General features: G+C 56.4%; 19 protein-coding genes. 15 read left to right on the top strand and 4 right to left on the bottom strand.

Annotation, left to right across the window (positions count from 1 at the left end; all coding sequences use genetic code 11):
• Positions 1-2 precede the first annotated feature (2 nt).
• The 4 genes from hflX to glnA all read left to right on the top strand — a co-directional run bounded on the left by hflX (position 3) and on the right by glnA (position 4,361).
• Entirely contained in the window at positions 3-1,283 is a 1,281-nt protein-coding gene (hflX, locus tag NZD89_RS17105; RefSeq protein WP_268004002.1) for a GTPase HflX, read from the top strand.
• Positions 1,264-2,517, top strand: a complete 1,254-nt coding sequence (locus tag NZD89_RS17100; protein WP_268004001.1) for a methionine gamma-lyase family protein — start codon at positions 1,264-1,266, stop codon at positions 2,515-2,517. The genes hflX and NZD89_RS17100 overlap by 20 nt, the downstream gene beginning before the upstream one ends.
• A gap of 98 nt (positions 2,518-2,615) precedes the next feature.
• A complete protein-coding gene (locus tag NZD89_RS17095) occupies positions 2,616-3,008 on the top strand; it encodes a MerR family transcriptional regulator (protein ID WP_268004000.1) in 393 nt (130 codons plus the stop codon).
• Between the two features lie 15 nt (positions 3,009-3,023).
• Complete coding sequence (gene glnA / locus NZD89_RS17090; RefSeq protein WP_268003999.1) at positions 3,024-4,361, top strand: type I glutamate--ammonia ligase; 1,338 nt, start codon at positions 3,024-3,026, stop codon at positions 4,359-4,361.
• Between the two features lie 252 nt (positions 4,362-4,613).
• On the opposite strand, the gene lexA is transcribed toward glnA, so the two are convergent.
• Positions 4,614-5,261: a transcriptional repressor LexA gene (gene lexA / locus NZD89_RS17085; protein ID WP_268003998.1), complete on the bottom strand. Its 648-nt coding sequence runs from the start codon at positions 5,259-5,261 to the stop codon at positions 4,614-4,616.
• Positions 5,262-5,377: 116 nt separating this feature from the next.
• Positions 5,378-6,181, bottom strand: coding sequence for an HAD family hydrolase (locus tag NZD89_RS17080; RefSeq protein WP_268003997.1), 804 nt, complete (start codon positions 6,179-6,181; stop codon positions 5,378-5,380).
• A gap of 213 nt (positions 6,182-6,394) precedes the next feature.
• On the opposite strand from NZD89_RS17080, the gene NZD89_RS17075 reads away from it, so the two are divergent.
• The 7 genes from NZD89_RS17075 (at position 6,395) to NZD89_RS17045 (ending at position 14,933) form a co-directional block, all read left to right on the top strand.
• On the top strand, positions 6,395-7,768 hold the full coding sequence (locus tag NZD89_RS17075; RefSeq protein WP_268003996.1) for a glycine--tRNA ligase: 1,374 nt from the start codon (positions 6,395-6,397) through the stop codon (positions 7,766-7,768).
• A gap of 57 nt (positions 7,769-7,825) precedes the next feature.
• On the top strand, positions 7,826-8,017 hold the full coding sequence (locus NZD89_RS17070) for a hypothetical protein (protein ID WP_268003995.1): 192 nt from the start codon (positions 7,826-7,828) through the stop codon (positions 8,015-8,017).
• Between the two features lie 135 nt (positions 8,018-8,152).
• Positions 8,153-8,350, top strand: coding sequence for a hypothetical protein (locus NZD89_RS17065; protein ID WP_268003994.1), 198 nt, complete (start codon positions 8,153-8,155; stop codon positions 8,348-8,350).
• Entirely contained in the window at positions 8,328-8,582 is a 255-nt protein-coding gene (locus NZD89_RS17060) for a hypothetical protein (protein WP_268003993.1), read from the top strand. The genes NZD89_RS17065 and NZD89_RS17060 overlap by 23 nt, the downstream gene beginning before the upstream one ends.
• Before the next feature lie 140 nt (positions 8,583-8,722).
• Positions 8,723-12,103 carry a methionine synthase gene (metH, locus tag NZD89_RS17055; protein ID WP_431308724.1) on the top strand — a complete coding sequence of 1,127 codons (3,381 nt, stop codon included), beginning with the start codon at positions 8,723-8,725 and terminating at the stop codon, positions 12,101-12,103.
• Between the two features lie 71 nt (positions 12,104-12,174).
• The gene (locus tag NZD89_RS17050) at positions 12,175-14,085 is read left to right on the top strand and encodes a bifunctional homocysteine S-methyltransferase/methylenetetrahydrofolate reductase (RefSeq protein WP_268003991.1); all 1,911 of its coding nucleotides are present in this window, start codon (positions 12,175-12,177) and stop codon (positions 14,083-14,085) included.
• A 257-nt stretch (positions 14,086-14,342) separates the two neighbouring features.
• The gene (locus NZD89_RS17045) at positions 14,343-14,933 is read left to right on the top strand and encodes a TlpA family protein disulfide reductase (RefSeq protein WP_268003990.1); all 591 of its coding nucleotides are present in this window, start codon (positions 14,343-14,345) and stop codon (positions 14,931-14,933) included.
• 157 nt (positions 14,934-15,090) lie between these two features.
• Here NZD89_RS17045 and NZD89_RS29755 read toward each other — a convergent pair whose 3' ends face one another.
• A complete protein-coding gene (locus tag NZD89_RS29755) occupies positions 15,091-15,315 on the bottom strand; it encodes a DUF2087 domain-containing protein (RefSeq protein ID WP_369125210.1) in 225 nt (74 codons plus the stop codon).
• Between the two features lie 131 nt (positions 15,316-15,446).
• Here NZD89_RS29755 and NZD89_RS17040 point away from each other — a divergent pair, with 131 nt between their 5' ends.
• The gene (locus NZD89_RS17040) at positions 15,447-16,241 is read left to right on the top strand and encodes an enoyl-CoA hydratase/isomerase family protein (RefSeq protein ID WP_268003989.1); all 795 of its coding nucleotides are present in this window, start codon (positions 15,447-15,449) and stop codon (positions 16,239-16,241) included.
• Between the two features lie 214 nt (positions 16,242-16,455).
• On the opposite strand, the gene NZD89_RS17035 is transcribed toward NZD89_RS17040, so the two are convergent.
• Complete coding sequence (locus NZD89_RS17035) at positions 16,456-17,847, bottom strand: IS1182 family transposase (protein WP_431308595.1); 1,392 nt, start codon at positions 17,845-17,847, stop codon at positions 16,456-16,458.
• 197 nt (positions 17,848-18,044) lie between these two features.
• Between NZD89_RS17035 and NZD89_RS17030 the strand changes: the two genes are divergently transcribed.
• The 3 genes from NZD89_RS17030 to NZD89_RS17020 all read left to right on the top strand — a co-directional run bounded on the left by NZD89_RS17030 (position 18,045) and on the right by NZD89_RS17020 (position 21,445).
• Positions 18,045-19,046: a GGDEF domain-containing protein gene (locus tag NZD89_RS17030; RefSeq protein WP_268003988.1), complete on the top strand. Its 1,002-nt coding sequence runs from the start codon at positions 18,045-18,047 to the stop codon at positions 19,044-19,046.
• A gap of 191 nt (positions 19,047-19,237) precedes the next feature.
• Entirely contained in the window at positions 19,238-19,951 is a 714-nt protein-coding gene (locus NZD89_RS17025; protein WP_268003987.1) for a ThuA domain-containing protein, read from the top strand.
• Between the two features lie 396 nt (positions 19,952-20,347).
• The gene (locus tag NZD89_RS17020) at positions 20,348-21,445 is read left to right on the top strand and encodes a hypothetical protein (protein ID WP_268003986.1); all 1,098 of its coding nucleotides are present in this window, start codon (positions 20,348-20,350) and stop codon (positions 21,443-21,445) included.
• Positions 21,446-21,840 lie beyond the last annotated feature (395 nt).

Here is a 21,840-nt window from a genome sequence, read left to right as displayed (position 1 = left end):
CCGTGCAGCAAGAGGAAAATAGAGTCATTCTGGCGATGTGCCAAGTCGGCCAGGAGACGGATGAACGTGTCGCCTATCGAGAACAGGAACTGACGGGTCTATGTGAAGCGGCCGGGGGGACCGTCATTGGCGTGGTCTCGCAAAAGCGTGCGCAGGTGGACGGGCGGACGTTACTCGGCTCTGGAAAGTTGGATGAATTGGCGAATTTGGCGGAACAGAACGAGGCTCATCTCATCGTCGCCGACAGGGAACTGACACCTGCTCAGGTGCGTAATCTAGAACGCGTGTTGCCATGTCGAATTGTGGATCGTACGCAGTTGATTCTCGACATCTTCGCAAGGCGCGCACAGACGAGGGAAGGCCGAGTGCAAGTCGAAATCGCCCAGTTGAACTATCTTATGCCAAGGCTGATGGGACGTGGCGTGGAACTGTCGAGGCTCGGCGGCGGAATTGGCACCCGCGGGCCCGGCGAGACGCAGTTGGAGATGGACCGGCGCCGAATTCGCACGCGGATGGCGCATCTGCGCAAGGAATTGGCCGCCGTCGAACGACAGCGTGCCACGATGCGCGGGAGAAGGCGCCGGGACGTCCCAGTCGTTGCATTGGTGGGGTATACCAACGCGGGCAAGACCACCTTGCAGTCGATGTGGGTGCGCGACAAAGCCAATGCGGCTGCACCGGCGGGCCAAAATCGATTGTTTGATACGCTCGATCCGACCGCTCGCCAAGTCCGAACGAAACTCGGCAACGAGTACGTGGTGATTGACACGGTGGGGTTTGTCGAGGATTTGCCGCACCACTTGGTCGACGCGTTTAAGGCGACTCTGGAGGAGACGAAGTACGCCGACGTCATTGTCGTTGTCGTCGATGCGGGCCACGAGCCGCTCGCTCATCTCGAAACGACGCGGCGGGTGCTTCGAGACCTCGACGCGCTGGACAAACCGATTGTCACCTTTTTTAATAAGATGGACGTCAGCCCAATTCAACCGGCTCCTGACGTACACGCGGTGGAGACCTTGTACGGTGCCGCCGCCAAGGAATCACTAGAACCACTGTACGAAACCGTAGAGCGCCTGTTGTCGTTGGATGAAGTGCGGGTGACGTTGCACACGCATCCGAACGACTTCATCTGGGACAGGCTGCTGAAGAGCGGTCGGATCGAATCTGCGGACCCTCTATCTTCGGAGGAATGGCTCGTCACAGCCGTGACCAGTCGACGGGACGCACATCTATGGCAGCAACAGCGGCAAGACGGGAGTGCACATGAACCACAAAATCATTGACTATATCAGACGTTGTGAAGAACAAATTGCGCCTATGGCGCGCCGGATTCAGGAGATTGCGCTCGTGAATCAGGAACGCGTGCTCGAAGCGTATTGGACGCATCGCGTGGCCCAGACAGACCTCCTTGGCTCCACTGGTTACGGTTTGTCCGACGTCGGGCGCGAAAAATTTGAAGCCGCCTTTGCCGACGTGTTCGGTGCACAGGCGGCTTTGGTGCGCCCGCAGATCGTCTCGGGCACGCACGCCTTGACGCTTGGCTTTTTTGGCGTGTTGCGCCCGGGGGAAGAAATCCTGTTCGCCACCGGGGCACCTTATGACACCTTGCACGGCGTGGTCGGTCTGCGCCCGGAAAAGGGTAGCCTCGCGGAGTGGGGCGTAACGTCCAAAGTGGTGGACTTGATGCCGGACGGATCCATCAATATCCCTCTGGTGCTGGACGAAATTGGGCAGCGGACGAAGCTCGTGATGTTTCAGCGCTCGCGCGGTTATGGGACGCGGGAGGCGTTGTGCGTCGACGTGCTGGAACACGCGTTTACCACCATCAAAGAGCGATATCCGAACGTCTTGATCGGCGTCGATAATTGCTACGGCGAATTCGTCGAGTGCAGAGAGCCATCGCACGTCGGCGCCGACTTGGTGATGGGGTCGCTCATCAAGAACCCGGGTGCCGGCATCGCGCCCACTGGCGGTTATATCGTGGGTACAACCGACGTGGTGGAGCAAGTGGCGGCGCGCCTTGTGGCCCCGGGGACCGGCGCGGAGTACGGTCCGACAGGCCCTTACCTGCAACTGTTTTATCAGGCCTTGTTCCTCGCGCCGCACGCCGTATCGCAGGCCGTCCGCGGCTCCGTACTGTTCGCCGAGGCTCTTCAGGGGCTTGGCTACGGAGTGTCACCGCTGCCGTCGACGCCGCGAACGGACCTGATCTTAGCGGTCGAACTCGGCACCAAGGACAAGTTGTTGGCATTTTGTCGCGCCGTCCAAAGCGCTGCCCCGATTGACGCCCATGTCCGCCCGGAAGCAGACGAGATGGCGGGATACGAGGATGAAGTCGTCATGGCGGCGGGGACGTTCATTCAAGGAGCATCCTTGGAGTTGTCCGCGGACGCACCCATGCGCCCACCTTACACGGCGTACGTGCAGGGGGGACTGACGTACGAGCACGCAGTCGTCGCGCTCAAACGCGTGTTGCAACAGCTTGCACCCGATGAACTGCGCGATGATGTAGAGTAATGTTCAGTTCATGTAAGAAAAAATAACGTGATGCGTTGCCCCTTTTTCATCAACGTGCTAGGATGTTAGAGAAGCGCTAGTGGGATGGGGGCAGCGCCATGGATTTAAGTGACCGTCGTCAACTGCCACTGTTCTCTATCGGAACAGTCCAAAAATTGACGGGACTGAGCGCCCGTCAGATCCGCTACTACGAAGAGCATGAGCTGGTGCAGCCCGCCCGTACCACGGGAAAGCAGCGGCAGTTCTCGTTTGCCGACGTCGAACGGCTGATGCTCATTCGTCAGTGGTTGGATGAGGGCCACAACATGGCTGGCGTCAAACGCAATTTCGAGGAGATGGAACGGCGTCGGGCGCATCCGAAGCATACGAACAAACAGGATTTGTCCGACACGGAAGTCTACAAGTGGTTGGAGCGTGAGATGCTCGGCAATCAATTTAAATCCGAATCTCTGTTTCAAGGAGACCTCTCGCGGTTCTATCGAAAACGTTAATTGGAGGATGACAGAATGCGGAAACAGTATACCAAAGAAGAGATCTTACAACACGCGGAATCGAGCAACGTCCGCTACGTGCGTCTGCAGTTTACCGACTTGCTGGGCATCGTGAAAAACGTGGAAATTCCGGTAGACCAATTGGCCAAAGCGCTCGATAACAAGATCATGTTCGACGGGTCTTCCATCGAAGGTTTTGTCCGCATTGAGGAGTCAGACATGTACCTCGTGCCCGATTTGGCTACGTGGTTGGTGTTCCCGTGGGATACACCGCAGGGCAACATCGCTCGCCTGATTTGCGATATCCACCTGCCGGACGGTTCCCCGTTCCCTGGCGACCCTCGCTCGGTGCTGAAAGGCGTGTTAGAACGCGCTAAGAATCTCGGATTCACCTCCTTTAACGTCGGTCCAGAGCCGGAGTTTTTCCTGTTCAAAATCGACGCGAACGGCAATCCTACCGACCAAGTAAACGATGAGGGCGGGTATTTCGACTGGGCGCCTCTAGACCTCGGAGAAAACTGCCGCCGCGACATCGTGCTCACGCTTGAAAACATGGGCTTCGAAATCGAAGCATCGCACCACGAAGTGGCACCAGGACAACACGAAATCGACTTTAAATACACCGACGCCGTCGAAGCGGCAGACAACATCGCGACGTTCCGCCTCGTCGTCAAGACCATCGCGCGCCAACACGGACTACATGCTACATTTATGGCCAAGCCCGTATACGGAATCAACGGTTCCGGAATGCACTCGCACCTATCACTCTTCAAAGGTGCTGAGAACGCGTTCTACGACGAATCTGACGAACTGGGCCTCAGTGTGACGGCTCGCCACTTCCTCGCGGGCATTCTCGAGCACGCCTCCGGTTTCACGGCCATCTGCAATCCGACGGTCAACTCGTACAAGCGACTGGTCCCGGGTTACGAGGCGCCGAGTTACATCGCGTGGAGCGGCAAGAACCGCTCGCCGCTGGTTCGCGTACCGGCTGCCCGCGGTCAAGGCACTCGGATTGAGGTTCGCAGCCCAGACCCGATGTGTAACCCATACCTGGCCATCGCCACGCTGTTCGCCTCCGGCCTCGACGGCATCGAGCGCAGCCTCGAGTTGGCGCCGCCAGTGAACCGCAACATTTACATTATGTCCGATGCCGAGAAGGAAGAAGTCGGCATTCGCAGCCTTCCGGCGACGCTCAATGACGCAGTGGATGCCCTGCTGAAAGATTCGGTCCTCTGTGAGGCGCTCGGGCAACACGTGTTGGTACACTTCGTCGAAGCGAAGAAAATTGAGTACAATATGTATCGCACACAAGTGACCGAGTGGGAAAAAGAGCAGTATCTCGGCCTTTATTAAGCAACGGGTGGACACTTCACCTTACGCGATAGAAGTGGGCGGCTTTGGCCGTCCACTTTTTTCGTGGCCATACGAGATCGGGGCATGTACGTTCCTTGCGCGCGTCGTCATTGGACTCTGCTGCACATGGCCTTAGCGATGTACCGTACAGCTAATCTCAGACAACGCAATAAGGGCTGGCCAGCGCATGAGCGCCGACACAGCCCGACTTGTTGTATTAGTTGACCGCATGGTGCTTTGGAATAGGCGAAACTAGCGCAGATTGCGGAACACGCCGATGACTTTGCCAAGGATGCTGACGTCGTGGTAAATCAGTGGTGGCATCTGGCTGTTTTCAGGTTGTAATCGAACCTGTCCGTTCTCCCGGAAAAAGCGTTTCACCGTGGCTTCGTCGTCCATCGTCATGGCGACGACAATATCCCCGTTTACGGCGTTTGACTGCCGTCGGACGATGACCATATCGCCGTTCAAAATCCCGGCCTCAATCATGCTGTCGCCTGTTACGGTCAGCACGAACACCTCGTCTTCGCGCGTGAATTCGTTTGGCAGCGGAAGGTATCCCTGCACATCTTCAAATGCGCTGATAGGCAGTCCTGCCGTGACCCGTCCGACGATAGGGGCCATGAATGCGCTCGGCAGAACACTCGGCGTCGCGGTATCGGTCCGGGTATCGTCCGCTTCCACAGCGCCCGAGAGAAGTTCGAGCGCGCGCGGCTTTGTCGGATCTCGCCGGATGAGCCCCTTTTGCTGCAGGCGTTCCAAATGCCCGTGAACGGTTGAGCTAGATGCCAATCCGACCGCTTCGCCAATTTCCCGAACCGACGGGGGATATCCCTTTTCATGTACGTTTTTTCGGATAAATGCGAGAATCGCTTCTTGTCGGGCGGTGAGTTGGCTCACGGTTGACACATCCCTTACCGTTGTTTGTCATCATCGTATCACAATTTGGTCACAGATGGCAAACATCTGTTCGCTCTTAGCGGATAGACTTAGCAATTCACCCAGGACGATGGCGTTTAGCGGGTGACGGCGTCGATGAGGCCGAGCTCGTATAGGGCTTTTGCCACGCCGTCGTCGAGCGCGTCTGCGGTCACGCGTTTGGCTGCGCGTTTGACGTCTTCTTGTGCGTTGCCCATCGCGTACGAGTGGCCGAGCGCGCGAAACATGCCGATGTCGTTGCCGCCGTCGCCGATGTGAACGGCCTTCTGGGGGGAGATGCCAAGGTGCTCCAGCAGGTGCATGGCGCCAATCGATTTGTCCGACTTGCGGCGTTGGAAGTCGACGGCGGTTGGATTCCAACGATAGATATAGCAGCCAGGAAACCTTTGTTCAAAATCCGCATCCCGCTCTGGTGTCATGAAGGCATTGATCTGGTAGACGGGCAGGGTGCGAAGCAAATCGAGGTCGTTGTGCACGATTTCGATGTGTGGGAAATCGAACGAGCGCAAGACGGGCTCGTATTGCTCCGGGATGGACTGAAATGCCACCGCCTTTTCGTGTGTGTGAACGACAGTTGGAATGCCCAATTGGTCGGCGTAGTGCATGATCCCGAGAACGTCTTCGACCGGGAACGGCGCTTTGTAGAGCACAGTCGATCTCGACTTGACCAACCCGCCGTTAAAGTAAATTCCGTAGGGGACGCCTAATTCGTCTTGGACGTGCTGCGCGTGGAGGACAGAGCGTCCGGTGCACAGTGCGACGGGGATATCCCGTTTGAGTAATTGCTCGACTGCCCGAATGCCGCTTCGCACCAAGGCACCATCGGCATACAAGGTACCATCGATGTCGAGAAATACCATTTCGATGTTTGTCTCTGTCATCTCTCCGAGCTCCTCTCCGGGATTGGACCATGTCTCCAAGAATCATTCCGCCACGCGTAGCTTAAAACGCGAAATCAGTTGATGGGACACGAAATCATTATACACACCGCGGTGGCGAGGCGAGACCACAGCGTCACGAACGCGGGAAATCATTGCTTATCGCGCATAAATTCCGCTATGATAGCCGTATTCAACCGTCACGGGAGGATCAACATGCAAAAGACGATGGATCAACTGGTATCATTAGCAAAGCGCCGCGGATTTATTTTCCCGGGCTCGGAGATTTACGGCGGGTTGGCGAATACGTGGGATTACGGCCCGCTCGGCGCGCAGATGAAGCAAAATATCAAGCGCGCGTGGTGGAAGCAATTTATCGAGCAAAATCCGTACAATGTCGGACTTGACTCCGCCATTTTGATGAATCGAAACGTCTGGGTGGCATCTGGACACGTCGGCAATTTCAACGACCCGATGGTGGATTGCCGCCAGTGCAAATCGCGCTTTCGCGCGGACAAGCTGATTGAAGATGCCGCTGCGGCACTCGGCGAGGAGATCATCGTCGATGGCCTTCCATTCGAACAGATGGACGAGCTGCTCGTCAAGTATGAGGTCGCCTGTCCTGACTGCGGGGCCAAGGATTTCACGGCCATTCGCCAGTTCAACATGATGTTTAAGACGCATCAGGGCGTCACCGAAGAGGCGGCGAATGAGGTGTACCTCCGACCGGAGACCGCCCAGGGCATCTTCGTGAACTTCAAAAACGTACAGCGCGCGATGCGCAAGAAGCTGCCGTTTGGGATTGGCCAAATAGGCAAGAGCTTCCGAAATGAGATCACGCCTGGCAACTTTACATTCCGGACGCGCGAGTTTGAACAGATGGAGCTTGAATTTTTCTGTGCACCTGGGGAGGACCTCGCATGGTTCCGGCACTGGCGCCAGTTCTGCTATGACTTCTTGTTGTCGATTGGCATGAAAGAGGAGAACTTGCGCCTTCGCGACCACGAGAAGGAACAGCTCTCACACTACAGTGCTGCGACGACCGATGTGGAGTACAAATTCCCGTTCGGTTGGGGAGAGCTGCTCGGTGTGGCGGATCGGACGGACTACGATTTGAAGGCGCACGCGACGCACTCGGGCGAAAACATGACGGTGCAAGAAGAGGGACAAGAGCCGTTTATCCCGTACTGCATCGAGCCGTCCATCGGCGTAGACAGGCTGTTCCTCGCGCTGTTTGCGGACGCGTACGAGGAAGAGGAGGTCGGGGAGAACGACACGCGTGTCGTTTTACGCCTACACCCGTCCATCGCGCCGTTCCACGCGGCTGTGTTCCCGCTCTCGAAAAAATTGGCGGAGCCGGCGACGGAGTTGTTTGCGACGCTGTCAAAACAGTTCAGTGTCGACTACGACGAGTCGGGATCCATCGGCAAGCGATATCGCCGCCACGACGAAATCGGGACGCCGTACTGTATCACGTACGACTTTGAATCGCAGACGGATGGCGCCGTGACGATTCGCCACCGGGACAGCATGGAGCAGGAACGCGTCGCCATCGCGGACGTCGCCGCGTGGCTCTCGCTTCGCGTCTGATCTTGCCCGTACATGAGACGGCTGGCTCTCGGGCAAACCAAGACGGGGGTGGCGAGGATGTCAGGTCAGCATACTGAGAACCACAACGAGAATTTTGCCTTCGTCGGCGCGTTGGAACAGAATCGTCATTTTGAGTCGTTTGTTGCACGACGCAATCACATGATGAGCACTCGCCTGGAAGGGGTAGTTCCGTGGAAACAGTATCACCGTGTGAATATCGACCACGGTCGTCGACATTCAAACGGTTGACACGACACATGATTCACACCTTCATGAGACGCAGGAGGGGGAACCTTCCTGCGTCTTCTTGTGTTCCTCTCGCGATGTGCGTCTGCTATGCTGGGAAAGTGTCTATGAAATTCTGACAACGTCGTTTGGCCGAGGATGGTGCGCGCGAAACAGCGGTTGTGGTTACTGACCTTGATGTTTGCGTCGATGGTGGCCATGATGCCAAACGCCGTGCTGTTCCCGGCGGAGGGCGAACTGGCGGGACAATTACACCAGTCCCTCGGATTCATCGGTTGGATGGTGACCGCGTACGCCATCGCGTACGTGTGTGGTGGACAGCGTCATCGGCGATGAATCGCCAGATGTCGTTCGCGGGGCCATGAATGGCATCTACAACGCAGCATACGTCCTCGGCTTCTCTGTGGGGGCGCCGCTGTTTGTCAGTCTCGCGCATCGGTTCGGTCTGCTGCGGGCTGCAGAGGTGGGTGCCATCCTCATGGCGCTATTGGTGATTCCGCTCTACTTGACCTACCATCAAGCTATGAAGGTGCGCGCAAACGAGCCGACAGGCGCCCAGCGGGCTTAGATAATCTGTGTAGTCGGAGTATTCCGGCTGTGCTACAATATTTGAAATCAATTTGTCCTTCGAATGTGAGTGGAGTGGAGAGCGTGGCACAAGACATAGAGAATCTGATCAAAGAACGCATTCTCATCCTCGATGGCGCAATGGGCACCATGATCCAGCAGAGCAACCTGACAGCTCACGACTTTGGCGGTCCTGCCCTCGAAGGGTGCAATGAAAATCTAAATGTGACTCGGCCGGACCTCATTCGAGCGATTCACGAAGCGTATTTCGAGGCGGGCGCCGATATCGTGGAAACCAACTCGTTTGGCAGTACGCCGCTTGTGCTCGCGGAGTACGATCTCGCCCATCGCGCGTTTGAAATCAGTCGCCTCTCCGCCGTCCTCGCTCGCGAGGCGGCCGATAAGTTTGCGACGGCGGATAGGCCTCGGTTTGTGGCGGGGTCGATGGGGCCCACGACGAAGAGCTTGTCGGTAACCGGCGGGGCCACGTTTGACGAGCTCGTCGAGAGCTATGCGGTGCAGGCCGAAGGGCTCGTGGTCGGCGGGGCCGATTTTCTGATGGTCGAGACGTCGCAGGACCTGCTGAATGTCAAGGCTTGTGGCATCGCCATCCAGCGCGTGTCGGAGAAGCTCAGCCGTCGTATTCCGATTATGGTCAGTGGCACCATCGAAGCCATGGGCACGACGCTCGCCGGACAGAGCATCGAAGCGTTTTACCTCTCCGTCGAACACCTCCGGCCGTTTGCCGTCGGGATGAACTGTGCGACAGGGCCAGAGCTGATGCGAGATCACGTCCGTGCTCTCTCATCACTAGCAGAATGCGCGGTCAGCTGTCACCCGAATGCCGGCCTCCCGGATGAAGAGGGGTGTTACCTGGAAACGCCGTATGCGTTCGCCAAGAAGATGTCCGACTTCGCGCGCGAAGGGTGGTTGAACATCGCCGGCGGCTGTTGCGGCACGACACCCGAGCACATCCGCGAACTCGCAAAGCAAATCGCGGGCCTGCCACCGCGAGCTTACGCTCCTCTGCACCCGCACGCCGTATCTGGCATGGAAGCGATGCTGCTCACGGACGACATGCGCCCGGTCCTCGTCGGCGAGCGCACGAACGTGATTGGCTCGCGCAAGTTCCGCCGCCTCATCGCGAGCGGCGACTTTGACGCGGCGGCCGAGGTGGCGCGCACGCAGGTGCGTGCAGGCGCACAGGTGGTCGATGTGTGTCTGGCGGACCCTGACCGCGACGAACTGTCCGATATGGGGCAATTGCTTCCACTCGCGGTTCGGAAGATCAAGGTCCCCATCATGATCGACTCGACTGACCCGGCCGTCGTCGAGGCCTCACTGAAGCAAATTCAAGGGAAGTCCATCATCAATTCGACCAACCTCGAGGACGGCGAATCTCGCCTTGCGACCTATGCAAACCTGGCGCGCACGTACGGGGCGGCGCTCGTGGTGGGGACGATCGACGAGGAAGGAATGGCCGTCAGCCGCGATCGAAAAGTCGAAATTGCCTTGCGTATCGTGAAACTTCTGACAGAAAAGCACGGGTTGCGTAAGTCGGACATCCTGATCGATCCATTGACGTTCCCGGTCGGCACTGGTGACGAGAAGTACATCGGATCCGCCAGGGAGACAGTTGAGGCCATCCGCATCTTGCGCGAACGCCTGCCGGAGTGCCCGACGATTCTCGGCATTAGCAACGTCTCGTTCGGCCTGCCCCCGGCAGGGCGCGAGGTGTTGAACGCCGTCTTTCTCTACCACTGTACGAAGGCGGGATTGTCCTACGCCATCGTCAACAGTGAGCGCCTCGAACGGTACGCGTCCATTCCCGAGGAGGAGCGCGCGCTTTCCGATCGCCTGCTGTTTACGACCACGGACGAGCTGGTGGCCGAATTTACGGCGCATTACCGGGAACGGCGCGTCACGTCTGTGATCGCGGTGTCGGACCTGCCGCTTGAAGCGCGGTTGGCGAGATACGTCGTCGAAGGGACAAAGGATGGCCTCATCGCCGATCTCGACGAGGCCCTCACCACCGCCAAACCACTCGACATCATCAATGGCCCGCTCATGGACGGCATGTCGGAAGTGGGTCGACTGTTCAACAACAACGAGCTGATTGTGGCCGAGGTCTTGCAGTCGGCCGAGGTGATGAAGGCTGCGGTGGCCTATTTGGAACCGCATATGGAGCGCGCGGATTCACACGCGAAGGGCCGGTTGATCCTCGCCACCGTCAAGGGGGACGTCCACGACATCGGGAAGAATCTCGTGGAAATTATTCTGTCGAACAACGGTTTTGACGTGGTGAACCTGGGGATCAAGGTGGCACCGGAACAACTCATTCAGGCGGTTAGGGAGTATCAGCCGGATATGATTGGCCTCTCCGGCCTCCTCGTCAAGTCTGCGCAGCAAATGGTGACGACCGCGGAGGATTTCCGCCACGCGGGCATCGACCTGCCGATGTTGGTCGGCGGCGCCGCCTTGACGAAGAAGTTCACACTCACGAAAATCGCCGACAAGTACGATGGACCTGTGATCTACGCCAAGGACGCGATGGAAGGGCTCGACTTCGCGAACCAGTTGATGGCGGATCACAGCCGTGCTCAACTGTTGGCGAGAAACCAGGCGGAGCGCGACGGTTTTGTGGAACAGAGCAAAGTACACGAGGTGGCACCTGTGAAGACCAGTGTGCGCCCGCGTTCGGAAATCAGTCGCGAGGCGCCTGTGTTTTCACCGCCGGACTTAGAACGGCACGTCCTGCGCGATTATCCCGTCAAGCTGATCCGCCCGTATCTGAACTTGCAGATGCTCCTCGGCAAGCACCTCGGTCTCGCGGGCAACGTGGAGAAGCGTCTTGCCGAAGGCGACAAGCAAGCCGTCGAGCTGTTGGATATGGTGGAATTGCTCATCGAAGAAGCGGTCGAGAAACGTTGGCTTCGGGCAAACGCGGTGTATCAGTTCTTCCCGAGTGCGGCCGACGGCGACGACCTCGTCATCTATCGCGCCGACGGAGCCGCAGAGCGCGCGCGCATCCCGTTTCCGCGGCAAGGAAAAGCGCCGTATTTGTGCGTTGCCGATTTCGTGCGCCCGGTAGAAAGTGACAGGCACGACTATATGGCGATGTTTGCGCTGACGACGGGCAGCCAGGTTCGCGAGGAAGCCGAGCGGCTGAAGGCGGCTGGGGAGTACCTTCGGGCGCACGCGCTGCAGGCCATCGCACTGGAGATGGCAGAGGCGTTCGCCGAACGGGTGCACCAGATGCTGCGCGACATGTGGGGCTTCCCAGACCCCTTGGCGATGACGATGCGCGAACGATTTATCGCGCGCTATCAGGGCATTCGCGTATCGTTTGGCTACCCGGCCTGCCCAGATTTAGATCAACAAGCGACACTCTTTTCTCTACTGCGCCCTGAGGACATCGGCTTGACCCTCACCGACGGATTCATGATGGATCCAGAGGCGTCGGTCTCGGCACTGGCGTTTAGCCATCCAGAGGCAAAGTATTTTAACGTCGAGGCAGTTTGACACCACACGAGAGGACATGAGGAGTACCCCGCTTTGCACCGCCAGCGGGGTCAACGACAAGGAGGGGCATGATGGACGCGAGCACACATGACTATTTGCCTCGTGGTGTACAGGTGGGATCGACCACGTTTGTCATCGGTGATGGTGCGATGGCCACGTATTTGCACCAATGTGGCGTCCCCATTCGGGTATGTGCCGAGGAGTTAAATTTGTCGTCGCCGACGCTGGTCGAGGACGTTCATCGCGCTTATGTACAGGCGGGCGCGACGCTGATTCAAACGAACACGTTCGGCGCCAACCGCACGAGTTTAGAGCGGCACGGGCTCGCCGACAAGGTCTCGGACATCAACCATGCCGCCGTCGTCATCGCCCGCCGGGCTGCAGCGCAAAAGGCTTGCGTGTATGGCACGATCGGGCCCATTCAGGGTGGATTGCGGTATGGCAGTGCGCTCTCCGTCGAGGAGCGCCAACAACTCACAGGGCTGTATCGCGAACAGGCCGAGGCACTGTTTGCGGGCGGCATTGACGGATGGGTACTCGAGACCTTCCCGGACCTCGAGGAGCTGCTCGTGGCACTCGAGGTCGTTCGCTCTCTGTCGCAGTTGCCTATCGTCGCCAACTTGTCCCCGGAGGAAATCGGCGTGACGCGCGATGGCGTCCCGCTTGACGAGGCGTTTTCGCGACTGCGTGCCGCGGGTGCCGACGTGACGGGGCTCAACTGTCGATTAGGTCCGTATGGCATTCTACGATCCTACGAACAGCTCGCTCGCCACGATGGCCCGCTTGCTGCCGTCCCGAACGGCGGCATGCTTCACCGCGCGGACGACGAGAGGCTCACGTATACGGGGGATGAGGACAACTTCGCAGACGTGATGGTCGAGATTGCGCGATTGGGTGTCACCTGGCTCGGCGGGTGCTGTGGAACGACGCCCAACCACGTTCGGACGCTCGTAGAGCGCCTTCGGATGCTTTCGGACGAGGATCTGATGCAACGGGCAGGGACAGTCGTGGGCGAGGCGTCGCGGTCACCCATCACCCTGGGCGATGACGGGCGACTCCCGTATGAGCGAATACTACCTTCCTCGGAATCGCTCATCGAACGCGTCAAGACGAAAACGACCATTATCGTCGAACTCGATCCGCCAAAGACGCTCGACTGTGATCGCTTTTTGCAAGGCGCCCGCGCCCTGCGAGCGGCGGGAGCGGACATGATCACGATGGCCGACAACAGCTTGGGCACCGTCCGCGTGAGCAACATGGCTTTAGCGGGCATGCTCAAACAGTTTGGTATCGAGCCCCTCGTACACGTGACTTGCCGTGACAGAAATCTCATTGGACAGCAGTCGCATCTGATGGGGCTCCACGTACTCGGCGTTCGGCACGTGCTGCTCATCACCGGAGATCCGTCTCGTTACGGGGACCTTCCGGGCGCTACCTCGGTGTACGACGTGTCGTCGATCGACTTGACCAAGATGGTGAGGCGCCTGAACGACGGCGTGAGCTTCTCGGGCAAACCGTTGAAACGCCCGGCCGAGTTCGTCATCGGGACGGCGTTTAACCCACACGTGCGCAACTTTGAAAAGGCGGTTGAACGATTAAAGCGCAAGGTTGAAGCGGGTGCCGACTACGTGATGACGCAGCCTGTGTACGACGAGCGAACGATGGAACAAGTGGCCAGCGCTACACGAGATTTAGGGGTGCCTGTCATGATTGGCGTCATGCCGCTGACGAGTTTGCGCAACGCCGAGTTTCTTCATCACCAAGTGCCTGGCATCACGATTCCAGACCACGTACTGGAGCGCATGCGAGATGTTTCCGTCGAGGAAGCCCCGGACGTCGGCTTCGAAATCGCCAGGGAGCTGTGCGATACGGCCTGTCGCTACTTCCGAGGCATCTATTTGGTGACGCCATTCCTCAAATACGATGTCACCGTTCGACTGACGAAACACATCCGCACTCGCGCCGCGGAACCGGTCGTCTAGTCGCCCGGGGCAACCTACACCGAATGCTTATGCGCCCACAAGCCGCACGCGAACTATGCGCCTTGTGGGCGTTTTTCTGCTCGGTGATTGGGCAAATCTCTTCACGGCGTTCACACTTTCGTATGAATTGTGGTTCGCAATCTAATTGCCGGCCGTCCGCCGTTCGTTTATCGTGTGGATAAGCTTGACCCAGTGGTGAACACTGTTTTGCAATTTTCCTCCGCGTGATAGCGGATGGCAGAAAGGCGGAAATGGACGTGAACCGTCTACCCATCGCCGTTTCCTTACTCGCATTTTGTGCGCTGGCCAGTGGGTGTGCAGCACTGCACCTTCCCTCGGCGCAGACCGCAGGGACGGCGTCTAAACAACTCGTGTTTCAGAACAAGACGAAAGAAATGGTGGTGACGCCAGATTCGAAGGTGGACCCAGTGCCTGTGACGGACGTTGCAGACACGCATCTCCAGGTACTCGACGGCCAAGGCAACCGTGTGATGTTGGATGTGGCGAAGACGCCGGTGCTCATCGTGGCGTACTGGTGTCCGCACTGTCAGCGGACCTTAGAGCTTCTTTCGACGCATCGGGCGCAACTTGGGCAACTGCCCGTGCTCGTCAACACCGGATTTCCCGCAGGTACCACCTTGACAGAGGCAAAACGGGTGGAGGCGGCGGAGGTGAAAGACCTCAAGTTGCAAAACTTTACCTCCTACTATGCTTTGGATACGAGTTTTGCGAATCGATATGCGCCAAAGGGCTATCCGACGCTGTTGTACCCTTCTGCCACAGGCGTACAATCGCTCAACGGTGAGCACGTCTTGAGCGTGTGGGCTCAAGTTCTCGGCGGGAAGTGACCCGAACATCGCTGTGCTGTCGAATCGCGCCGACGGCTCACACGTTCCCGTGAGCCGGTTGGCGACTGGGGAGTCTAGTAGACGTATTGTAGAGATCTGATCTATTTTGGAGCGACATGTGATGATGGCGGGGATATTCTCCATTTGCCTTACAACTTCAACCCGAAACATGTCGAATTTTGATAAAAGATATTAGAATGATCATTAAATTATAATATCCAAAAGTACCCGCGACGGTGGTGGTGGATTCGCCTGTACACGTTGTGCCAGCGCGCGTCGTGAGTCGGTTCCCAATCAACACGCGCCGAAGCGTTGCGAAGTCTGGGTGATGCCGTTTGATCATGTAAGTGACCTCGGCTTCCGGGGAAACGCAGGTCGCCAAAGCGATAGGAAAGCAATCGTGTCAAGCGACTCTGCCATCTGTGACTTACCTATAAGTAGTAGAATGGTGTGTGGGAAGTCTAGTAAACCGGTTCGATTTCGCATAACCTTGCTAGTTCATCGAGGGGAGTCATGTCTGTGGAAGATTTACTCATCGAGGATATCGGCGAAGTCCGTGTACTCAAGTTAAATCGGCCGCATCGACTGAATGCGTTTGACGCGTCGATGAGTGGCCATCTGATTGACGCATTAACCGGTGCTTCGAGGGATGATTCGGTGAGGGCCGTCGTGATCACCGGGTGTGGCCGGGGGTTTTGTAGTGGGTTGGATCTGTCTCGGTTTACAGATGGAAGTTTGTTTCCGAGTACACGGCACGCTCGCCTGGACGAACTCGAGTGGGTAGGGAGATTGATCGAGGGCATCGTGCACAATGATAAGCCTGTGATTGCGGCGATGAACGGCGTTGCTGCAGGAGCGGGGCTGTCGATGGCGCTGGCGTGCGACTTCCGCTATGTCGCCCAAACGGCGAAGCTGACGACTGGATACATCCGCAGGGCGTTGAGCCCGGACGCGGGGATGACCTACCTGTTGCCCCGTATCGTCGGTCACGCCATGGCGACGGACTTGATCTTGACAGGGCGCGACGTGACGGCAGACGAGGCGCTTCGCATTGGCCTCGTACATCAGGTGGTCGCACCCGAAGAACTCGTGGAGTCGGCACTGGAATTTGCGCAGCGTTTGGCAGCGGGGCCCCCAATTGCCACGACCCTGTCGAAGCGGCTGCTCATTTCGTCTTATGAGGCGACACTCGTCCAGCAACTCAAAGCGGAATTACAGGATTTGAAACAGTGTCTCGAGACGGAAGATGTCCGAGAAGGAATCACCGCAATGATGGAGAAGAGAGTACCGAAATTCCAAGGCAACTAGCTACTCATTTCCGCAGCGCACGCCCTGGCGAGCGAAGAAGGTAGTGTGTAGGCGATGATTGGATAGCGATTTCCCGCAAACTAGGAGCGTGTCCGAGTATTGCGGCTTAGACTTTCTGCATTTGAGTTCAGTTCCATATTTTATTCGACTATGGGTGACTTTCCCCATGGGCACTTACTTCATTAGACGGGGACTGGTCGGTTAAGCACCATCTTTAGCACGTTGCCCAGTTTATATGACCGTATTTGAATATCTTAAGCAGATTATGGCACATGGTAACTAACGACCATTCTCCTCTGACCTTCTCAAGGCTTCGAAGTGAGAATTGGTCGAATCGTCGACAACCCTTAATTTGACCGTACACAGGCTCTACGATAGCCTTGCGTCTCGCGTAGACGGCACGGCCCTTCTTTGTTTTTAGTTTCCGAGTCATACGTTGCTTAATGGTGTAGTGTTTCGGTATTCGTCCTCTCGGTGACTCAGGCACTTCATTGTGCTTTTGACGACCTGTTGCGATGTATGGGTCAATTTCTTTCTCTTGAAGCCATGTCACGTCGTCTTCGGCAAAGTAGCCAGCATCACATGAGATTTTGTGCATCGTCGCTTTCGTATTCTCCGCCGTCATTTCGACCATTGTACGCAGGACACCGTGGTCATTTGTGTGGTCTATAACATCTGTTGCAACAATGATTTGGTACTCTTCATCGACGACAGCCTGCACATTGTATGCTTGGATAAAGCCGTCTTTCGATTTCATAATGCGAGATTCCGGATCCGTGAAGTTGCGTTGAGCCTTGTCCTCCGGAACACCTGCGAGATGACTCTCCTTGCGTGGACGACCGCGTTTCCTGGCGCCTGTCTGGTTGGTGGGGCCGTTGTCATCGTCCTTCTTGTCTTGTTGTTCGTCTTTCTGTTGCTGTTGTTCCACTCTTTCCTTGGCCTCTTTCTCCAGAGAGGACATTGCTTCCTGAATTTTTGCCAACCGGGTCTCTCTACGGGCTAACTCTTCAGGGAGTTCATCGCCCATGGTGTTACCGTACTTTTTATCTTCACTATGGTCGGTGCGTTCAGCCTGCTGCGTAAGCTCGGCGATTTCTTGGCGGAGTCGTTGCTCTTGCTGCTTCATCCGCTCGTAACTCATCGCTTTATGTTTGGATGCGTTTGCCCGAATCTTGCTGCCATCCAGCGATACATGCCCGAGCTTAACCATCCCTGCATGTTGGGCAATCTTCAAGACTTCCAAGAAAAGTTCTTTGAAGGTGACCAAATGGCGTTTCCGAAAATCACTGATTGTCCGGAAATCCGGGAACTGATTTGCGGACAGGACTCGGAACGCCACTACATCCTGACAGGCCTTTGCGATCTTTCTGGAAGAGTACATGCCTGTGCAATATGCGTAAACCAGAATCTTCAATAACATTGCCGGGTGGTACGGGGGAAAACCTCGCAGTTCTTGTTCGTACTGTTTTGTAATGATGGAGATATCGATATGATCGACCACATCACTGACAAAGTTCGCCAGGTGGCCGTCAGGTAGCCATTCATTTAACCCCGGTGGTAGTAGAATGAGTTGGTTCGGGTCGTAGTCACGAAACTTTTTTCCCAAGATTCGAAGCCTCCACTGTGAATACCAATACAGGGGACTTCGTTATTGATCCGGAAATTTCCTTTTACAAAATACTTCAGGGATTACTCGGACACGCTCCTAGATAGCTTGGAACGAAATATTAGAACCTTCGCGGACGGATCTTAGGATGATTCGTCCGCGAAGATACCTTGCTGCTTGTAAGGTGGGGTATTGGGATGAATGCGGAGTTACTCAAGAAGTTCTTTTACCGCACGCGGGAATGGGCTCGTGCATCCCGTGGACTGGAGCTCTTTCAATTGGCTTCCGAGACCTTGAGGGATTTGGCGGAGGCTGACTCCGGTTTCTTCATTTACCGCAAACGGGTCTTCGTAAACGGTGTCACGCCAAGCAAGCCACACGCGTACGCCGCATGGGGAGTATTTGCGCATCGAGAAGAGGAGTTGTCCTCAATTTTCGCCTCTGAGGAGAATCTCTACCGGACGTTCAAGTGCGTATCGGAGCGCTGGATGTTGGCGGAAGACATCCCCTCCTCGCGACTGCAGACGTACTTGAGCCACTATCCTTTGCTCGAGTTCGGCTTTTGGCCGCTGATGTCCAGGGAACAGGTGACGGGTGCCCTCGTCGTGGCGCGCACACACGCCGTGTCTGGTAGAATGACGACCGAAATGAGCAACGCATTGTTGGATTCGTGTGCCGCGCAGTTGTCTGTGGCGCTGGACCTCATTCTGACGGTCCGGATTGCCGAGGACGCGAGTCGGCGCGATTTGCTCACCGGCACGTACAATCGGCGTGGGGTGTACGCGCGACTGCCGGAGATGGTAGAGCACGCTGCTTTGCACGAAAGGCAGTTGATCATCGGCGTGATCGACCTCGACGATTTGAAAGCGGTCAACGATACCTTGGGCCACCCGGCAGGCGATACGCTCATTCGCGAAACGTCGAATGCGATTCAAGCGTGTGTCGGCGATGAAGCGCTCGTTTCACGCCTGGGTGGCGACGAGTTTCTCATTGCCTTTTATGCGGAGCTGACACAGGCAATCGATATGATGGAAGCCATTCAAAGTTCGGTGTTACAAGCGACTCGAGGTCACTCCGTCAGCGTTGGGTTCGCTGTATGGGGAGTCGACGGGGAGACGCTAGATCGGTGTTATGAAGTCGCCGATGCTCGGTTGTATCAACATAAACGTGAGCGGAAGTCGACTCTTTTGAGCGAATGAGTGACGGGATTGGAAGAGGCGCCCTTCTGTGCCGTGACATCCCGACCAGAAGGATACGCCTTTTTCGCGAATTCCAGTCACTCTCTATTCGTCTGGTGTATGATGAACACACAGAAGATTCTCGGCTGTCGGAAGATACTATCTTTCCTCCGTAAAATTTACAGACGACGACTAGAAAGGCATGTGATCACGTGAATATCACCGTATGGAACGAATTTCGGCACGAACAGTCTTCCGAGGAAATTGCGAAGGTGTACCCCGGGGGCATTCACGAGGCCATAGCAAAACCGCTGCGCGCCGCCGGCCACAACGTTCATACCGCGACGCTCGATGAGCCTGAACACGGTTTGACACAGGAGTGCCTCGACAAGACCGAGGTGCTGTTGTGGTGGGGGCATGTCGCCCATGGTGAAGTAGCGGACGAGGTGGTCGATAGAGTTGTCGCCCGCGTCCTCGACGGCATGGGCCTCATCGTACTTCACTCGGGCCACTTTTCAAAGGTGTTTAAGCGCTTGATGGGCACCTCGTGCGACTTGAAATGGCGTGAAGCGGGGGAGCGTGAACTCCTCTGGGTGGTCGACCCCACACATCCCATCGCCGAGGGCGTTGGCCAGTTTATCGAGCTGGAACACGAAGAGATGTACGGTGAGCATTTCGACATCCCGGTGCCGGACGAGTTGATTTTCGTCAGTTCGTTCACCGGTGGAGAGGTGTTTCGCAGCGGATGCACCTATCGTCGCGGCCGCGGCAAGGTATTTTACTTCCGACCAGGGCACGAGGAGTACCCGACCTATCACAACGAGGACGTTCAACGCGTTTTGCAAAACGCGGTGCAGTGGGCGCGGCCGACCCAGGCAGCACAGCCTAAGTACGGCAACGCGCCGTTCCTCGACTTTTCCAGGTAACGTCCACAGATCCGCGACGGAGATTTCTCGTTCTCACTCGGGTACGTACGGTACAGTACGGGCTTCTCCACGTGGGCCTCAAAGAAGTGGTGCAGACCGTTCGACCGCGCGTATTTTATGGACACGACGTCGAGCAGGCGAGCACGTGGCCGCTGTACCCCAACCCACTATAACGCGACATTCGACATGACAGATTTCGAGACAAACCGTCGGGATGGTTTGCAAGTGCAAATCAGCTCTGCGGTTTGTTTTTTTTGTTCTGAAGCCGCAATTTTGCACATTGCTCAAAACAAGTGCTGATTGTTATGGATTCTCCGTATAAAATGAGGACATAAACAAGCATGTTTAGACGAACTTATAACGAGTGGAGATCTGTCGAAATGCGAGGGTTGCACGATGCGTACGTTAAGTGGATATGAAGCACTGGAAATCGCTGACCAATTTGGGGTTTCACTATATGACCGCTATTATGAAAAGGAAATTACGCTAGAGGAAGCTCGTCAATTTGTCGAGAGCAAACGAGACCCTGAGTCGTTCATTGTAAACCACTGGCCGGACACGGACGAAGAGGCCGAGAAAGTCGTGCTGGGAAACGCGCTCAAACGGCTGAAAGAACAACGGATCTCAGCGGGAAGTATCGACGAATTGGCCAAACTGGAAGGGAACGAAATCCACCCATTCGCGGCGGAACTGGCGGCAGAGCGATTGGCGGAACAGAATCGCCTTCAAATCGTCGACACGTTTGCGGACAGTCTATCATATAGCGTTCCGCAGAGCGTGCAAATCAGCGACGAGTTCCTGAACCACCTGGCCGGTCTCGTCTGCGAGGAATGCGCGCACATGTCGTTTGAGCAGCCGTTCCACGAAGCCTGTCTCGCGTCGTTGATCGACTTTATCCGCAGCGAGTCGTTCACCGTGTCAGACATTGCAGAGACGCGGACCGTCAAACTTCAGAACGGAAAACTGACCAAGATGTTCCGGCCAAATTTCGGCCTTCTTACGAAAAAGGTCTCCCAGACGCGGTCGCGTTGGCAATCGGTGTTGAAGCCCATCCTCTCGCGTGATCACAACGAAACTCCTCCCGAACAACCGCATTCGGAGGAACCGAGTCACCCCACGGTTCAGGAGTTGGAAGCGACGCGGGTGTCGGTGAGATCGACCTATCGCCCTGAGCCGGAAGTCTCGCTGAAACAACGTCCTATCGTGAGCAAGGACGAGTTGATAGAATACTTGCGGTCAGTTGAAATTATCGATGATCAAGGTCAAATTACTCAGCTTCATCAGGAGAAGAAGGCACTGGAATCACAGTTGTTGGCACGGGACGAGGAAATTCGTCGGCTTCAGAAGCAAGCTGAGTATTGGCAGAAACAGTGCGACGAAATTCAACGCGATATGGACACGTTGATTGAAGCGATGCAAATCGCGAAGCGGCGCACTTCGTCGACAAGTACCAACACGCACGTAGTCGAGGCGACCTACGAAAGCAAATCGTGATTCGACGAGCACCGTGACGGGTACCTTAGGGGACCGCCGGTGCACGCGTTTATTTCCGGCGATGGCATAAGTGTGAGAATAGCGGGTGCAGGCGTCAAGATGCCTATGCCCGCTGTTATGGGTAGCCTCCACACGATGTCCATCTATTCCCCATCTTGGAGCAAGCTGTTGTTCTCGTCGCTGAAAATGACTATGGTACGCTACGCGCTCAAGAACGTGTTACACCCTCCGCCCACTTCTCCGAAGGATTGCCGCCACCCTATGCATCGTCGTGCACCATTTCTTCAACGGGTTCACACCGAATTCATAAAACCGCTCATTTTGGGGGATATTTTTCATAAATGACTGATTTGTGGGTTACGTGTCATGTGTTTCAATGCGTACATGCTGACCCC

The organism is Alicyclobacillus fastidiosus, from assembly GCF_026651875.1.
Lineage (GTDB): Bacteria > Bacillota > Bacilli > Alicyclobacillales > Alicyclobacillaceae > Alicyclobacillus > Alicyclobacillus fastidiosus.
Note: the sequence above shows the minus strand (reverse complement) of the source record. Positions and strands in the feature narration are given on the sequence as shown.

Excerpts from the sequence above, each read along its gene's own strand:
- NZD89_RS17080 (WP_268003997.1), bottom strand. The coding sequence starts at position 6,181 with ATGACAGAGACAAACATCGAAATGGTATTTCTCGACATCGATGGTACC.
- NZD89_RS17075 (WP_268003996.1), top strand. The coding sequence starts at position 6,395 with ATGCAAAAGACGATGGATCAACTGGTATCATTAGCAAAGCGCCGCGGA.
- NZD89_RS17100 (WP_268004001.1), top strand. The coding sequence starts at position 1,264 with ATGAACCACAAAATCATTGACTATATCAGACGTTGTGAAGAACAAATT.
- NZD89_RS17050 (WP_268003991.1), top strand. The coding sequence starts at position 12,175 with ATGGACGCGAGCACACATGACTATTTGCCTCGTGGTGTACAGGTGGGA.
- NZD89_RS17040 (WP_268003989.1), top strand. The coding sequence starts at position 15,447 with ATGTCTGTGGAAGATTTACTCATCGAGGATATCGGCGAAGTCCGTGTA.
- NZD89_RS17065 (WP_268003994.1), top strand. The coding sequence starts at position 8,153 with ATGGTGCGCGCGAAACAGCGGTTGTGGTTACTGACCTTGATGTTTGCG.
- NZD89_RS17070 (WP_268003995.1), top strand. The coding sequence starts at position 7,826 with ATGTCAGGTCAGCATACTGAGAACCACAACGAGAATTTTGCCTTCGTC.
- NZD89_RS17095 (WP_268004000.1), top strand. The coding sequence starts at position 2,616 with ATGGATTTAAGTGACCGTCGTCAACTGCCACTGTTCTCTATCGGAACA.
- metH (WP_431308724.1), top strand. The coding sequence starts at position 8,723 with ATGGGCACCATGATCCAGCAGAGCAACCTGACAGCTCACGACTTTGGC.
- NZD89_RS17020 (WP_268003986.1), top strand. The coding sequence starts at position 20,348 with ATGCGTACGTTAAGTGGATATGAAGCACTGGAAATCGCTGACCAATTT.
- glnA (WP_268003999.1), top strand. The coding sequence starts at position 3,024 with ATGCGGAAACAGTATACCAAAGAAGAGATCTTACAACACGCGGAATCG.
- NZD89_RS17030 (WP_268003988.1), top strand. The coding sequence starts at position 18,045 with ATGAATGCGGAGTTACTCAAGAAGTTCTTTTACCGCACGCGGGAATGG.